15 protein-coding genes and 2 pseudogenes are annotated in these 14,034 nt (G+C 56.3%); 10 read left to right on the forward strand and 7 right to left on the reverse strand.

Features of this window, described 5'->3' with window-relative positions:
- The first annotated feature begins 35 nt into the window (after window positions 1-35).
- A complete protein-coding gene (locus HMPREF3143_RS18220) occupies window positions 36-488 on the forward strand; it encodes a DUF1198 domain-containing protein (protein ID WP_008500140.1) in 453 nt (150 codons plus the stop codon).
- Between the two features lie 102 nt (window positions 489-590).
- On the forward strand, window positions 591-1,781 hold the full coding sequence (gene nepI / locus HMPREF3143_RS18225) for a purine ribonucleoside efflux pump NepI (RefSeq protein WP_070533943.1): 1,191 nt from the start codon (window positions 591-593) through the stop codon (window positions 1,779-1,781).
- 48 nt (window positions 1,782-1,829) lie between these two features.
- On the opposite strand, the gene HMPREF3143_RS18230 is transcribed toward nepI, so the two are convergent.
- From HMPREF3143_RS18230 to HMPREF3143_RS18255, 6 genes are all read right to left on the reverse strand, one after another.
- Window positions 1,830-2,735, reverse strand: coding sequence for an EamA family transporter (locus HMPREF3143_RS18230; protein ID WP_032654354.1), 906 nt, complete (start codon window positions 2,733-2,735; stop codon window positions 1,830-1,832).
- 134 nt (window positions 2,736-2,869) lie between these two features.
- Window positions 2,870-4,249: a carbohydrate porin gene (locus HMPREF3143_RS18235; RefSeq protein WP_070533946.1), complete on the reverse strand. Its 1,380-nt coding sequence runs from the start codon at window positions 4,247-4,249 to the stop codon at window positions 2,870-2,872.
- 138 nt (window positions 4,250-4,387) lie between these two features.
- Window positions 4,388-4,690 (reverse strand): PTS lactose/cellobiose transporter subunit IIA, encoded by a 303-nt coding sequence (locus HMPREF3143_RS18240; RefSeq protein WP_008500136.1) that lies wholly within the window; start codon window positions 4,688-4,690, stop codon window positions 4,388-4,390.
- A 5-nt stretch (window positions 4,691-4,695) separates the two neighbouring features.
- Complete coding sequence (locus HMPREF3143_RS18245) at window positions 4,696-6,072, reverse strand: glycoside hydrolase family 1 protein (RefSeq protein WP_070533952.1); 1,377 nt, start codon at window positions 6,070-6,072, stop codon at window positions 4,696-4,698.
- 17 nt (window positions 6,073-6,089) lie between these two features.
- A complete protein-coding gene (locus HMPREF3143_RS18250; protein WP_025910681.1) occupies window positions 6,090-7,418 on the reverse strand; it encodes a PTS sugar transporter subunit IIC in 1,329 nt (442 codons plus the stop codon).
- 11 nt (window positions 7,419-7,429) lie between these two features.
- Window positions 7,430-7,744: a PTS sugar transporter subunit IIB gene (locus HMPREF3143_RS18255; RefSeq protein ID WP_008500132.1), complete on the reverse strand. Its 315-nt coding sequence runs from the start codon at window positions 7,742-7,744 to the stop codon at window positions 7,430-7,432.
- Window positions 7,745-8,037: 293 nt separating this feature from the next.
- Between HMPREF3143_RS18255 and HMPREF3143_RS18260 the strand changes: the two genes are divergently transcribed.
- Complete coding sequence (locus HMPREF3143_RS18260; protein WP_023293714.1) at window positions 8,038-8,988, forward strand: LacI family DNA-binding transcriptional regulator; 951 nt, start codon at window positions 8,038-8,040, stop codon at window positions 8,986-8,988.
- 61 nt (window positions 8,989-9,049) lie between these two features.
- Here HMPREF3143_RS18260 and HMPREF3143_RS18265 read toward each other — a convergent pair whose 3' ends face one another.
- A complete protein-coding gene (locus HMPREF3143_RS18265) occupies window positions 9,050-9,346 on the reverse strand; it encodes a YicS family protein (RefSeq protein ID WP_021242704.1) in 297 nt (98 codons plus the stop codon).
- A 140-nt stretch (window positions 9,347-9,486) separates the two neighbouring features.
- Here HMPREF3143_RS18265 and HMPREF3143_RS18270 point away from each other — a divergent pair, with 140 nt between their 5' ends.
- The 7 genes and pseudogenes from HMPREF3143_RS18270 to HMPREF3143_RS25125 all read left to right on the forward strand — a co-directional run.
- A complete protein-coding gene (locus HMPREF3143_RS18270; RefSeq protein ID WP_008500129.1) occupies window positions 9,487-9,906 on the forward strand; it encodes a GNAT family N-acetyltransferase in 420 nt (139 codons plus the stop codon).
- 129 nt (window positions 9,907-10,035) lie between these two features.
- Entirely contained in the window at window positions 10,036-10,302 is a 267-nt protein-coding gene (locus HMPREF3143_RS18275; RefSeq protein WP_045414808.1) for an antitoxin, read from the forward strand.
- Window positions 10,299-10,697 (forward strand): annotated as a pseudogene (locus HMPREF3143_RS18280) (type II toxin-antitoxin system VapC family toxin). Before HMPREF3143_RS18275 ends, HMPREF3143_RS18280 begins: the two are co-directional and overlap by 4 nt.
- Window positions 10,698-10,836: 139 nt before the next feature.
- Window positions 10,837-11,637: a lipoprotein NlpA gene (gene nlpA / locus HMPREF3143_RS18285; protein ID WP_008500128.1), complete on the forward strand. Its 801-nt coding sequence runs from the start codon at window positions 10,837-10,839 to the stop codon at window positions 11,635-11,637.
- 122 nt (window positions 11,638-11,759) lie between these two features.
- The gene (locus HMPREF3143_RS18290) at window positions 11,760-12,539 is read left to right on the forward strand and encodes an MBL fold metallo-hydrolase (RefSeq protein ID WP_023345173.1); all 780 of its coding nucleotides are present in this window, start codon (window positions 11,760-11,762) and stop codon (window positions 12,537-12,539) included.
- Window positions 12,540-12,565: 26 nt separating this feature from the next.
- Entirely contained in the window at window positions 12,566-13,519 is a 954-nt protein-coding gene (locus HMPREF3143_RS18295; RefSeq protein WP_070533954.1) for a GlxA family transcriptional regulator, read from the forward strand.
- Between the two features lie 182 nt (window positions 13,520-13,701).
- A pseudogene (locus HMPREF3143_RS25125) lies at window positions 13,702-14,034 on the forward strand (ShlB/FhaC/HecB family hemolysin secretion/activation protein); the annotation flags it as partial.

Below are 14,034 nucleotides of genomic sequence, written 5' to 3' on the forward strand. Positions count from 1 at the left end.
CCCGCTATGATGAGCGGCTAGTCAAAGGAGAACGCATGGTCTGGATAATGCTGGCAACGCTTGCCGTGGTGTTTGTGGTGGGATTTCGCGTCCTGACCTCAGATTCCCGCCGCGCCATCAAACGTTTAAGCGAGCGTCTGGGCATCACCCCGATGCCGGTCGAGTCGATGATCGATCAGTTCGGTAAAACGCCGGGCAATGAGTTTATCCGTTATCTTGAACGCCCCGACGAGGCGCATCTGCAAAACGCCGCGCAGGTGCTGCTGATCTGGCAGGTCTGCATTGTCGATGGCAGCGAGGAGAACCTGCACACGTGGCACCGCCTGCTGCGTAAAGCCCGCCTTGCCGCACCCATTACCGATGCGCAAATTCGTCTGGCGCTTGGCTTCATGCGCGAGATGGAGCCCGATCCGCAGGAGCTGAACGCCTTCCAGCTACGCTATAACCAGCTCTTCCTGCCGGAAGAGGGCGTGTTTTACCTGCACTGATCCCCTGTAAAAACGACAAAAGTTGTCTAAACGTTAAATTCGTCACACTTTTGATGATAAACTGCGCGACTTTTCCGCACGTTTTTATCTTCAGGTGACGCCATGACAGAACATATCCAGCCCACGACCCGACCGCAGACCAAAGAGGTTTCACGCCCCAACTGGTCGGCGGTTTTTTCCGTGGCGTTCTGCGTCGCCTGCCTGATTACCGTTGAGTTTCTGCCGGTGAGCCTGCTGACGCCAATGGCGCAGGACCTGGGCATTTCCGAAGGCGTGGCGGGGCAGTCCGTTACCGTCACCGCCTTCGTGGCGATGTTCGCCAGCCTGTTTATCACCCAGGTGATTGGCGCGATCGACCGTCGCCGCGTGGTCATTCTTTTTGCCACGCTGCTGACGCTCTCCTGCCTGCTGGTCTCCTTTGCCAATAGCTTTGCCCTGCTGCTTCTGGGGCGCGCCTGTCTCGGGTTAGGGCTGGGCGGCTTCTGGGCGATGTCCGCCTCGCTGACTATGCGGCTGGTGCCCGCGCGGACGGTGCCAAAAGCCCTCTCCGTTATCTTCGGTGCGGTCTCCATCGCGCTGGTGATTGCCGCGCCGCTCGGCAGCTTCCTCGGCGGGATTATCGGCTGGCGTAACGTCTTCAACGCCGCGGCGGTGATGGGTCTGCTCTGCATCATTTGGGTGTGGAAAGCGCTGCCGTCGCTGCCGGGCGAGGCGGCGCATCACAAGCAGAATATGTTCAGCCTGCTGAAACGCCCCGGCGTACTCGCGGGGATGACCGCCATCTTCATGGCCTTTGCCGGGCAGTTTGCCTTCTTTACCTATATCCGCCCGGTGTTTATGACCATGGCGGGCTTTGACGTGGACGGTCTGACGCTGGTGCTGCTGAGCTTCGGTATCGCCAGCTTTGTCGGTACCTCGCTGTCGTCCCAGTTCCTGAAACGCTCCCTGAAGGTGGCGCTGGCGGGTGCGCCGCTGGTGCTGGCGGCGAGCGCCACGGTGCTGGTGCTGTGGGGCAGCGATAAGTGGGTCGCGTCTGCCATTGCGATTATCTGGGGCTTTGCCTTTGCGCTGGTGCCGGTGGGCTGGTCGACGTGGATCACCCGCTCGCTTGCCGATCAGGCGGAAAAAGCCGGGTCGATTCAGGTGGCGGTGATCCAGCTGGCGAACACCTGCGGCGCGGCCATTGGCGGCGTGGCGCTCGACCATCTGGGGCTGACGTCACCGCTGGTGATTTCCGGCACGCTGATGCTGCTGACGGCGCTGCTGGTGGCAGGGAAGGTTAAAGCGAAGTAGTGTTTTTCTCCCTCTCCCGTGGGAGAGGGTTGGGGTGAGGGCATCAGGCTACGCCGATGCCTTAACCCTTCTACGCGAATCCATCGAAATCAGCACCACCGACGACACGATCAGCAGCGTCCCCAGCCAGTCCGGCAGGGTGAACGCCACGCCCAGCAACACCACCGACAGCAGCGCGCTGCTCAGCGGCTCGGCGCAGCTCAGGATGCTCGCCTTCGGCCCGCCGATCATCTGTGCGCCTTTCAGATACAGGCTGAACGTCAGCGCGGTGCCGATCACCACCAGGTAGAAAAACGCCAGCAGCAGGCCGCCGTCGATAACGAAGGTGGTGCCACGTCCGGCGTAGAACGGCGTCAGCATTAATCCGGCAATTAACATACTCCAGCCGACAATCGGCAATGTGCCGTAGCGGGCAATCAGCGTTGACGGATAGGTGGTGTAAAACGCGGCGGCAAACGCCGAGGCGATGCCGAAGAACAGGGCGGCAGGCGAGATGGAGAGCGAGGTTGGGTCGCCGTGGGTGACCAGCAGGAACGTCCCGACAAGCGAGGTCACAATCGCGGACAAAACAAACACGCCGGGGCGCTTTTTCCGCGCCAGCGCGAACCACGCCACGATAATCGTTGGCGACAGAAACTGCAGCACGGTGGCCGTCGCGGCGTTGGATTTTTCAATCGTCAGCAGGAAGGTGAGCTGCACGGTGAGCGCGCCGACCAGCGAGAAAAACAGCAGGCTGAGGGCGTCTTTGCGATGTTTGATGACCGAGAAAATCTTGTCGCCGTGAACGAAGGAGAGCGTCAGCAGGATCACGCCGGTAAACAGCAGGCGAACCATGGTCAGGTAAGGCGAAGAAATGTGGCTTTTCTCCATGATGTACTGCGCGCAAACGCCGGAACTGCCCCATAAAACGGCGGCGATCAGGACGTTCAGCATCCCTTTACGTGTGGAACCCATTTTCTCCCCTGTTATGTTGGTTTTTTTGTAGCATAACATGGGATCTTGCCGGGTGGCGCTACGCTTACCCGGCCTACAAAACCTTGTAGGCCCGTGCAAGCGCAGCGCCGCCGGGCGAAACAAACGACGCTCTACTAGAACCACGCCTCCCACATCGCGCCGACGTTGAAGTCGTCGAGCGTCTCGTCTTTGGTGTTGTTCACGCGCGCGGTGCGTGCGTTATCCACCTTGCCGCCGGTCACGTAGAAGCGCAGCATCGGACGGAACTCCGGCCCCATGGCGATAGACATGTTCTGCGACAGGGTCAGCTTCCAGCCTTTGTTGTCGCCGCCGTTGTCGTAATCCACGTGCTGCCAGCCCGCTTCCAGCCAGGTGGAGTGAACGTCGTTCCACCAGTGCATCGGACGCACGATGGCGTTGTAGTTCTTACGGTTGTCGGTCTTATCACGGCTGTTGTCGTAGTCGTGGAAGGCGAGGATGTACTCCACCTGCGTGGCCTGGGTGAATTTGTACAGCCCTTCGAAGCTGGCGTAGACCGTGGTCAGGTCTTCGGTTTTATTGAACACGCTGTTGTCCGAGTTATCGGAGTAGCGGGCAATCACCTTGTTCACGCCGCTGTCGTTGGTGTGGCTCAGCACCACGCCGCCCTGCCAGGCGTTCAGACGCTCGTCGCTCTCTACCGCTTTTGAATCAAAGCCGTAGTTGGCGTACAGCTCCAGATCCAGCGGACCGAGCTTCATGCCGTGGATTTTAGAGGTGGCCGCGTAGTTACCTTTGTCGCCCGTGCCGGACCCGCCGGTACAGGTGATGCGTGACGGGTTCGCTTCGTCTTCCATCACTTCCGGGCTACAGGATTCCACCGCCGCCACGGCCGCGACGTCAAACTGCACGCCGCCGATATCGAAGTTCTTCACCCCGGCGCCCTGGCCGTCGTGGTTCATCCAGAAGTAATCGTTGATGCCCTGCTGCGGACGCTGGTGGAAGTCGCGACCGGCCCAGAAATAGGCGTTCGGGTTGGAGGCCATAATGTTGGTCACCCCCGCGTAGGCCTTTTTCAGGTTAACTTCGTCGCCCCAGTGGTCGATCATCACGTTGATGTCCCAGATGGCGCCGTTGTCGCCCTTGAAGGCTTTAGAGAGCTGGAACTCGCCGCCGTTGCCTTCGTTACCCAGACGACCGATCGCGGACGCGCCGTTGTAGGAGCCATCCACCGCCACATATTTCTGATCGGCGGCCTGGAAGTTCGCGCCGTAGCGGGCGTAGCCGGTAAATTTAATCCCGAACGGAATCGCCATGTCCGGGGATTGCGCCGCGCTTTGCGGCTCGGTCACCACGTCCGCTTTTTTCGCGACGGCGGCATCCATTTTGGCCTGACGTTCGGCCAGGGCTTTATCCACCGCTTTCGCCACAATGGCGTCGATTTGCTCCTGGGTGAATTCTTGGGCGAGCACGGAAATTGGGCAAAGCGCGGCGATAACCGCCATGGTTAATGGAAGTTTTTTAATCGTATTCATGGTTATCTCAATATAGTTTAATTTTATTCAGACAATAACCATCCCGCTCCGATCTGACAGAATATGTCGCTATCATCAGAACAAGTGGATTTCTAGTTTTAGGTACAGAGGTATTACAGTAATTTATTTCGCCATAGACTATCTCTGATATAAATGAATAATTTCTTCGGATAATTCACGCGCTAATAAGGAGTTCATTAAATGATCCTGCGCGTGCACCATAATTAAGGTCATAGGCTGGCGTGCTTCGCCCGCGTCCTGCTCAATCAGTTTGGTCTGCATCTTGTGCGCCTGGCGCGCGTAGCCGTCGGCTTCGCGCAGCAGGCTTTTGGCCTCGTCAATGTTGCCCTGACGCGCCGCGTGCAGCGCTTCAAAGCACAGGCTGCGGGACTGCCCGGCATTGACGATAATTTCCATTACGGCTTCTTCTAGTGCGATCATCATCATTACTCTTTATCAAACCTATTATTTAAGGCGGTGGCGGCAAACCACTCCCCGCTTTTCTTAATGGTGCGCTGCTGCGTCTTTAAATCGAGCTGGATAAATCCGTAGCGATTTTTATATGCGTTACACCACGACCAGTTATCAATAAACGTCCACATATGGTAACCAAGACAATTGCACCCTTCGCTAATACCCTTATGCAGCCAGGCTAAATGTTCGGAAATAAACTCGATGCGGTATTGATCGTTAATCTGGCCATTTTCAATAAAACGTTGCTCGTTTTCGACGCCCATGCCGTTTTCAGAAATAAAGCAGCGGGGGTTGCCGTAATTGTCGCGCAGGTTAATCAGAATATCGTAAATACCCGGCGCGTAGATTTCCCAGCCGCGGTAGGGGTTCATCTTGCGGCCCGGCATGTCGTAGCTATCAAAGAACCATTCCGGCATAAACGGCGACTGCGGGTTCACCGCGCTGTCGCGACACTTCACGCGACGCGGCTGATAGTAGTTAATGCCGAGCAGGTCGATTTTCCCTTCCGCAATCAGGAAACCGTCTTCCGGCTTGCAGGCGGGCAGCTGGTCGTAAGATTTCAGCAGCGCCACCAGATCCGCCGGGTATTCGCCGCGCAGGACCGGGTCGAGGAAGCTGCGGTTAAACATCAGATCCGCAACGTGCGCCGCCTTCACGTCTGCCGGGTTCTGCGAACGCGGATACGACGGCGTCAGGTTCAACACGATGCCGATCTCCCCCGCGTAGTGCCCGGCGCGGTAGGCCTGAACCGCCTTCGCATGGGCCAGCACCGTGTGATACGCCACGGTGGCCGCCCGGCGGAAATCCACTACGTTGGGGTAGTGGAAGTCATACAGATAACCGCCTTCCACCGGCACGATCGGCTCGTTGAAGGTAAACCAGTGCAGCACGCGGTCGCCGAACAGCTCGAAGCAAATCTGCGCATAGCGGGCGTACGCGTCCACCACGTCACGGTTTTCCCAGCCGCCAATTTCCTGCATCGCCATCGGCATGTCGAAATGGAACAGGGTGATAAACGGCGTGATGCCCTGTTCATTCAGCTCATCAATGACCTGATTATAAAAATCGACCGCGTCCGGGTTCACTTCACCGATACCGTCGGGGATCAGGCGCGCCCAGCTAATCGAGGTACGAAAGCTGTTGTGGTTCAGCTGTTTTAACAGCTGAATGTCCGTTTTCCAGTGCTGATAAAACGTGGAGGTGTGCTGCGGCCCCACGCCGTTGTGAAAACGGTTCGGCTCGCGGGCAAACCAGTAGTCCCACGTGGTTTCACCCTCTCGTGTCCCTTCCGTCTGGAGAGCGGAGCTTGCGCTGCCCCACCAGAAGTTATCGGGAAATGCGTATTTCATGACCCTTCCTCTTTGACTTAATTGCTTGTGGCTTCAGCGGCACCCACGGTTGCAGCCTGGGCTTTCTGCTCTTCGTTTTTAATCAGCGTACGCTCATAGGCGCGCAGGAACGGCAGGTACATCAGCGCCGACATCACCATGCAGACGAGGCACATTACCACCGGGCTCAGCGCCCAGTTCGCCGCCCACGAGGCGCCAATCGGCGCGGGCGTAGTCCATGGGGTTAACGAGACCACCTGTGCCAGCCAGCCGAGCTTCGTGGCGCCGTACGCCAGGCAGGCGTTGACCAGCGGAACAAACACAAACGGGATAAACAGCATCGGGTTCATGATGATCGGCGCGCCGAACAGAATGGGTTCATTGATGTTAAAGAAGCTTGGCACCACGCCCATTTTGCCGATGGTGCGCAGATGGGTAACGCGGCTGCGCAGCAGCAGGAAGGCCAGCGGCAGGGTGGAACCGACGCCGCCAATCAGCAGGTAGTGATCCCAGAAACCTTGCAGATAAACGTGCGGCAGCGCCGCGCCTGCGGCCAGTGCCGCCTGGTTTGCCGAGAGGTTCGCCATCCAGAACGGGTTCATGATGCCGGTAACAATCAGCGAGCCGTGGATACCCGCGAACCAGAAGATCTGGCACAGCAGCACGGAGAGCAGAATGGCGGGCAGGGAGTCAGACGCGGACACCAGCGGCTCCAGCAGGTGCATGATCGCCTGCGGGATAATCATCCCGGTCTGCGCTTCAATGAACAGGTTCAGCGGGTGCAGCGTGCCGATCACCACCATCACCGGGATCAGGATCTCAAACGAACGCGCCACGCCGGTGGGCACTTCCTTCGGCAGGCGGATGGTGACGTTGTTCTGCTTCAGCCAGGCGTACACGCGGGTTGAGTAAATGGCGGCGATCAGCGCGGTGAAGATGCCCTGGCCGGAGAGGTACTGGGTTGAGATTTTGCCGTCGGCATACGGCGCGGCGACCAGCAGGAAGGCCATAAAGGCCAGCAGGCCGGACATCACCGGGTCGAGGTTAAACTGACGCCCCAGGCTCGCCCCAATCCCTACCGAGATGAAGAAGGTCATCACGCCCATGCTGAGGTTAAACGGCAGCATCAGCTGTTCGCGGTAAGTCTGGGAGAAATCCAGCCAGCCGCGGGCGAAGCTGTTAGTGGTATCCGCCGAGAACGGCGGAAAGATGAACACCAGCATAAACGAGCCGATGATCATAAACGGCAGCGCGGCGGTAAAGCCGTCGCGGATGGCAATCACGTACTTTTGCTGACCGAGCTTCGCGGCCAGCGGGGTAATTGACTGCTCAATCACCGCAACCATGGATTGATATAACGAACTCATGTGAACACCTTTTAGTGTGCCGCTTCGATGAGCGACAGAGCAAAGTCCAGTACTTTATCGCCACGCTGCATGCCGTAGTCCATCATGTCGATGGGCTGCACCGGAATGCCATGCGTCGCCGCCTTGTCTGAGAGTGTCTGTAACATGTATTTCACTTGCGGTCCGAGAAGTACCACCTGGTATTGCGGAAACTGCGTATCAAATTCGGAAACACCGTACGCATCAATCTTCACCGGCAAACCACGTTCTTTCGCGACATCGACCATTTTGCTGACCAACAGGCTGGTGGACATCCCGGCAGAGCAGCACAGCATAATCTTGAACATCGACAACCATCCTCTAAATGTAAAAAGTTATTGCGAGGATGATTGGACATTATACGGAAACCGGTTTCCATTGATAAAAGACAGAACTGTGACAACCATCAAGATCCAATACTTATGAGGCTAATTAACCGGATGCAGGTCACATAATTTGGCTGTTTTGACATCATTTGGAGTGGAAACGGAAAATCGGTTTCCATGGAAAACGGAAACGGATATACTCCGCTTTGGCTATAATGTGAGCCGAAGCGGTCATGGAATTTGCAGGCGCGAGGTAAGCCTGCCAGGGGAAAGAGATGTCGACAATCAATGATGTATCACGTCTTGCCGGGGTGTCTAAAGCCACGGTATCGCGAGTGTTGAGTGGGTCGCGTGGCGTAAAGGAAGCCAGCCGTCAGGCCGTTCTGAAGGCAGTGGATGAGCTTAACTACCGGCCTAATGTGATTGCCCAGTCGCTGCTGAGCCAGTCGACGGGCTGTATCGGGGTGATTTGCGCCCAGGAAAACATTAACCAGACCACCGGTTATCTCTACGCGCTGGAAAAACAGCTCAGCCAGCATCAAAAACACCTGCTGCTGCGTTTCGCGCACAGCAAAGCGGAAGTGATGCACGCTCTTGAGGAACTCTCCTGCGGGCTTTGCGATGACATCCTGGTGATTGGCGCGCGTTTCCCGCTGGACGTCGACATGGACAACGTCATTCTGGTGGACTGCATGGAGTCTGATAATTCCAACAGCATCCAGTTCGATCACGCCTTTGCCGCCGAAACCGCCTGTAACTACCTGACCAGCCAGGGGCGACGCCAGATTGCCCTGATCCATCCGCACGGCAGCGGTTTTGCTGACCAGGTGCTGCTCGGCTACAAGCACGCGCTGGAGAAAAATTTCCTGCCCTTTAATCGCAACCTTGTGTTCATGGACGCGACCTCGTCGTCCGTTGCGCTACAGGAGCTGCTGAATAACGCCAGCACGCTGAACTTCAACGCGCTGCTGGTGGCGGACGAGCAGGAAGCCCAGCGGGTGATCCCGCAGCTGCAGGCGTTTAATAAATCCGTGCCGGACGACATTATGGTCTTTAGCCTGGCCGGATCGCTGCACCTGCCGGGTATTCCGGTAATCCCGGCGATTGAATATTCTATGGATGCCATGGCGGCGCGTATCGTGAGCTGGCTGACGGAGAAAACGCAGATGCTGGGCTCGTATGTGCTGCGCGGGGATTTGATCATTCCAGACGTGCGTAAGCGTTAAACATGTTGTGTAGGCCGGGTAAGGCGCAGCCGCCACCCGGCGAGAAGCACGTTTCCAGCCCTCAGTAATCTTCCATACAATCCACCTGACCAATCGCCGCCCAGTAGGCGTCCAGGTTGTCACGCTTCACGGCGGTAACGGCATTTTTGATCAGCAGCTGATTGGCCTCTGACGACAAAATCATCGCCTGCCAGGCCTTATCGCTCTGCTTTTTCTGTGGCGTACAGGTTTTCTTAATATCTTTCAGGACCTGCTGCTTAATCTGCGCCTCTTTCGCCGGATCGTCCTTTTCCTGAGCATGGACAAACGCGGCGAACAGCAGACAAACCAGCAGGCAGACAAGGTGTGCAGCTTTCATCAACAACCCCCTTTTGACGTCACAGGCTTCCCATGAAATATATCGTTACATTCAGTGTAGCGACGCCAGCCGAAAGTATGAATTTTCTCCACGTTGCGTGTGTGAGATAGTGAAACGGCACAGATAACAAGGAGAAAAATATGCACCTGAGCATTACTCATGCGGTTACGGCGCAGGAAAAAGAAGAGTTACTCACGGGTCTGAGAGCCTACAATGCGCAGTTTCTGGATCTCTCCACATTCAGCGGGGATATTGGCGTTTACGTGCGGGACGACATCGGCACCATGCTCGGCGGGCTCATTGGGGTGCGTAAAGGCGACTGGCTGAATATCGACTTTCTCTGGGTGAGCGATGCCGTGCGCGGATCCGGCGTGGGCAGCCAGCTCATCAAAACGGCGGAAGATGAAGCCAGACGCAAAGGCTGCAAGCACGCGCTGGTGGATACCGTCAGCTTCCAGGCGCGTCCGTTCTATGAAAAACAGGGGTACCAGCTGCAGATGTCTTTGCAGGATTATCCGTACCCGGGCATGCAGCGACATTACCTGGCGAAAGCCCTTTAAGCCCGTTTCTGTCATTATGCATTCTGCTATTTATTGCGAGCCGCTTTCCTAATTTAAAACGTGTTGCTTGTCTTCTTTTCGGGCCGTGGCGCATGCTTTGGCCTGGTCAAGTCATCCATGGAGATAGCAATGGAACGCACAGCAAAACTATTCAAAAAGGGTCAGAATCAGGCCGTTATGCTGCCTGCTGAATTCGCGTTTGATACGGAGAGCGTCTACATCCGACGGGATGAGGAGGGGAATGTCGTTTTGGCGGCAAAACCTGTTCTAATAAAGAGCTGGGATAATTTTCTCCGCATGCTGGCAGAAACGGACGTACCAGATACGTTTTTGAGCAAGGAGGAACGCAATCAGAGTGTTACGACAAGAGACCCTCTGGATGGAGCATGCTCATGAGACATATGCTGGATACGAATATTGTGAGTCACTTGTTTAAACGACACCCGGAGGTTGTAAGCAGAATGACATGTCTGGCGCCGGGGGACGTTTGTATCTCAAGCATTACCGAAGCGGAATTGCTGTATGGTGCTGACAAGAAGAAAAGCAGTAGATTGAAAGAAACAATCCGGGAGTTTCTCAATACCATCACGATTTGCGACTGGGACAGCGACGCCGCAGCAACGTACGGTGAACTCCGTGCAACCCTGTAAAAGAAAGGGAAAGTGATGGGAGATCTCGATCAACTGATCGCTGCACATGCTATCAGTCGGGGAACAACGATTGTTACTAACGATCGTGCATTCAGAATGGTGCAGGAGCTTGCCGTCGAGGACTGGACGACAACGTTGTGATCCCTGATGCCCGGTGGTGCAGCGTCACCCGGCCATAGCCGCATATAACCGATCCTTCTTATTGATTCTTTTTCGGTTTTTATTTCACCGCCTCGTTGTCGATATAGTCACTACAACATTCAGCAAAAGGAACTGTCTTGTGAAACGTCGATTGGGTGCTCTGGTACTGGCTGGCCTACTGCTGGCCGGGTGCGATCAAAGTGGCAGCGATGCCAAACACATTAAAGTCGGCGTCATCAACGGCGCCGAGCAGGACGTGGCGGAAGTCGCCAAAAAGGTGGCGAAAGAGAAATATGGCCTGGACGTGGAGCTGGTGGGCTTCAGCGGCTCGCTGTTGCCTAACGATGCCACCAACCAGGGGGAACTGGATGCCAACGTCTTCCAGCATCGCCCGTTCCTTGCAGAGGATAATAAGGCGCATGGCTACAAGCTGGTGGCCGTGGCGAACACCTTTGTCTTCCCGATGGCCGGCTATTCCCGCAAAATCAAATCCGTCTCGGATCTGAAGGACGGGGCAACCATTGCCATTCCAAACGACCCGACCAACCTTGGCCGCGCGCTACTGCTGCTGCAAAAAGAGAAGCTCATCACCCTGAAGCCGGACACCGGGCTGCTGCCGACGGCGCTGGATATTACCGCCAACCCTAAACAGCTGAAAATCATGGAGCTCGAAGGGGCGCAGCTGCCGCGCGTGCTGGACGACCCGAAAGTGGATGTCGCCATCATCAGCACCACCTATATCCAGCAAACCGGGCTGTCGCCGGTGCATGACAGCGTCTTTATCGAAGACAAAAACTCGCCGTACGTGAACATCGTGGTGACGCGCGAAGACAACAAAGATGCCGAGAACGTGAAGGAATTTATCCAGTCGTATCAGTCGCCTGAAGTGGCGAAAGCGGCGGAGACGATCTTTAACGGCGGGGCGGTGCCGGGCTGGTAAGGAACCCGCCTAAAGCGCGGTGACGTAAGTTGGCCCGATTCCATCGGTAATCGCCCTTTAACCCACAGCATGACGCGCGACGGCTGGCTATCCTCCTTATCACACCAACCGGAGGATAGCCCATGAACATCACCCACATTCGCAACGCCACCCAGCTGATTACCTACGCCGGAAAACGTTTTTTAATCGACCCGATGCTGGCTCCGCAGGGCGCTTATCCGGGCTTCCCCGGCACGGCCCATGCCGAACGCCGTAACCCGACGGTCGAACTCCCCGTAGACGTCAACACGCTGCTGGACGCCGATGCGGTGATCGTCACCCATACCCATGACGATCACTGGGATCGCGCCGCGGCGGAGCTGATCGCCAAAGACAAACCGATCTACGTGCAAAACGACCGTGATGCCGCGCTGCTGCGCAGCCAGGGGTTTAGCAACCTGACGGTCATGACCGACGCAACCACCTTTGGTGATATCCGGATAGCGAAAACCCACGGCGGTCAGCACGGTACCGATCGCGCATACGCCGTGCCCGAACTGGCGGAGCGGCTGGGCGAGGCCTGTGGCGTGGTGCTGCGTCATCCTGATGAGAAGACGCTCTACCTTGCCGGGGATACCGTCTGGCGTGACGAGGTGGCGGCCGATCTGCAAAAGCACCAGCCGGACGTGGTGGTGCTGAACGCTGGCTATGCCCACGTCATTGGTTTTGGGCCCATTATTATGGGGCAGGAAGATGTGCTTAACGTTCATTTCCTGCTGCCGCAGGCCAACATTGTGGCGAGCCATATGGAGGCCATTAACCACTGCCTGTTGACCCGCAGCGCGCTGCGTGAGTACGTAGAAGCCAACCAGGTGAGTGACGCGGTGAGTATTCCTGAGGATGGCGAAACCGTTATATTCTGAGTGTCTGAAAGGGAAAGGAGAGACAAATGTCGCTAGTCAACGTCGCGATTGTCGCAGTAGACGGGTTCAGCCCGTTCCACTACTCCGTTCCCTGCATTCTGTTTGGCGACTCGGTCTCCGGAGAAAAGCGTTTTAACGTGACGATCTGCTCCGAAACGCCAGGGTTCCTCACCTCAAAAGACGGATTTGCCCTCAACGCCACGCAGGATTTTACCGCCATTGGGCAGGCCGATATTGTTGTCGTTCCCTACTGGCAGCACGTTCTTGAACGCCCGCCCCAGACGCTGCTCGACAGCCTGGTACAGGCGAGAGACCGCGGCGCAGAAATCGTCGGGCTGTGTCTGGGGTCGTTTGTGCTGGCCTGGGCGGGGATCCTCGACGGCAAACGTGCGGCCACCCACTGGGAGTTCGAACGTCAGTTTCAGTCGCTCTTCCCGAACGTTCGGCTGGATATTAATGCCCTTTACGTGGATGACGGCAATATCATCACTTCTGCCGGAACCGCCGCTGCGCTGGACTGCTGCCTGTATATCATTCGCCAGCGCTTTGGCAGCGTGGTTGCTAACCAGATTGCCCGCCGGATGATTGTTCCGCCCCACCGCGAGGGCGGGCAGGCGCAGTTCATCGCCCAGCCGGTGCCTAAAGATACCCGCGACGGACGCATTAACTGTCTGATTGACTACCTGCAGCAGCACATCACCGAACCGCATAGTCTGGACTCGCTGGCGGACGTGGTCTCGATGAGCCGCCGCACCCTGACCCGTCATTTTGTTAACGCTACGGGGATGAGCGTCACCGACTGGCTGACCGCCGAACGCCTGCGGCGCAGCCAGATCTTACTGGAAGCCGGAAATATGCCGATTGAACGCGTGGCTGAGCTGGTGGGATTTAATTCCGCCGTCACCTGGCGACAGCAGTTTAAGGCGCGTTTTGGGGTGAGTCCGGCGGAGTGGCGAAAGACGTTTCGGCTTCATGCCTAGTGTATTACGGCTAACTCAAGATTTAAGGGTGAGTTAAATCCTTTCTTATTTTCTCTTAATATCCTTCTCACTCTTCTGAAATAACTATTAATTTTAGGTGCCCTAATTCAAATTAGATATACTCTCTTTAAGAAAACTCTTATATTACAAAAATAATCATTGCGGACATGTTTGTGGCATGGATGAATAGCGCCGAAATAAAAATTAGAATAATTTCATTAGTAAATTATGCTGTTGCTATCTTATTGTTTTCGCTTTTTTCAGCGAGGGTGAGTGCTGCACCTTTATCGCCAGCCGATCGCGATTCCATTCAACAGCAACAGCAGCAGCTTTTATTACAGAACCAGCAACAGCGTGAGGAGCTGGAGCGGAGTATTCCTCGCCCCGCGCCCGCCAGACCGCTGCCTGTTACCGGCTCCGGGCCCTGTTTCACTATTCATACCATTACCCTTTCAGGTGCGACCTTAATCTCCCCGAAAAACCGGCAGACCCTTGTCGCGCCGTGGCAGGGCCGC

The sequence above is a fragment of the Enterobacter sp. HMSC16D10 genome (assembly GCF_001807145.1).
Classification (GTDB): Bacteria; Pseudomonadota; Gammaproteobacteria; order Enterobacterales; family Enterobacteriaceae; genus Enterobacter; species Enterobacter roggenkampii.

What these genes read in the sequence shown, in the direction of transcription:
- HMPREF3143_RS18220 (WP_008500140.1), top strand. Translation starts at nt 36, where the DNA reads ATGGTCTGGATAATGCTGGCAACGCTTGCCGTGGTGTTTGTGGTGGGA.
- nepI (WP_070533943.1), top strand. Translation starts at nt 591, where the DNA reads ATGACAGAACATATCCAGCCCACGACCCGACCGCAGACCAAAGAGGTT.
- HMPREF3143_RS18230 (WP_032654354.1), bottom strand. Translation starts at nt 2,735, where the DNA reads ATGGGTTCCACACGTAAAGGGATGCTGAACGTCCTGATCGCCGCCGTT.
- HMPREF3143_RS18235 (WP_070533946.1), bottom strand. Translation starts at nt 4,249, where the DNA reads ATGAATACGATTAAAAAACTTCCATTAACCATGGCGGTTATCGCCGCG.
- HMPREF3143_RS18240 (WP_008500136.1), bottom strand. Translation starts at nt 4,690, where the DNA reads ATGATCGCACTAGAAGAAGCCGTAATGGAAATTATCGTCAATGCCGGG.
- HMPREF3143_RS18245 (WP_070533952.1), bottom strand. Translation starts at nt 6,072, where the DNA reads ATGAAATACGCATTTCCCGATAACTTCTGGTGGGGCAGCGCAAGCTCC.
- HMPREF3143_RS18250 (WP_025910681.1), bottom strand. Translation starts at nt 7,418, where the DNA reads ATGAGTTCGTTATATCAATCCATGGTTGCGGTGATTGAGCAGTCAATT.
- HMPREF3143_RS18255 (WP_008500132.1), bottom strand. Translation starts at nt 7,744, where the DNA reads ATGTTCAAGATTATGCTGTGCTGCTCTGCCGGGATGTCCACCAGCCTG.
- HMPREF3143_RS18260 (WP_023293714.1), top strand. Translation starts at nt 8,038, where the DNA reads ATGTCGACAATCAATGATGTATCACGTCTTGCCGGGGTGTCTAAAGCC.
- HMPREF3143_RS18265 (WP_021242704.1), bottom strand. Translation starts at nt 9,346, where the DNA reads ATGAAAGCTGCACACCTTGTCTGCCTGCTGGTTTGTCTGCTGTTCGCC.
- HMPREF3143_RS18270 (WP_008500129.1), top strand. Translation starts at nt 9,487, where the DNA reads ATGCACCTGAGCATTACTCATGCGGTTACGGCGCAGGAAAAAGAAGAG.
- HMPREF3143_RS18275 (WP_045414808.1), top strand. Translation starts at nt 10,036, where the DNA reads ATGGAACGCACAGCAAAACTATTCAAAAAGGGTCAGAATCAGGCCGTT.
- HMPREF3143_RS18290 (WP_023345173.1), top strand. Translation starts at nt 11,760, where the DNA reads ATGAACATCACCCACATTCGCAACGCCACCCAGCTGATTACCTACGCC.
- HMPREF3143_RS18295 (WP_070533954.1), top strand. Translation starts at nt 12,566, where the DNA reads ATGTCGCTAGTCAACGTCGCGATTGTCGCAGTAGACGGGTTCAGCCCG.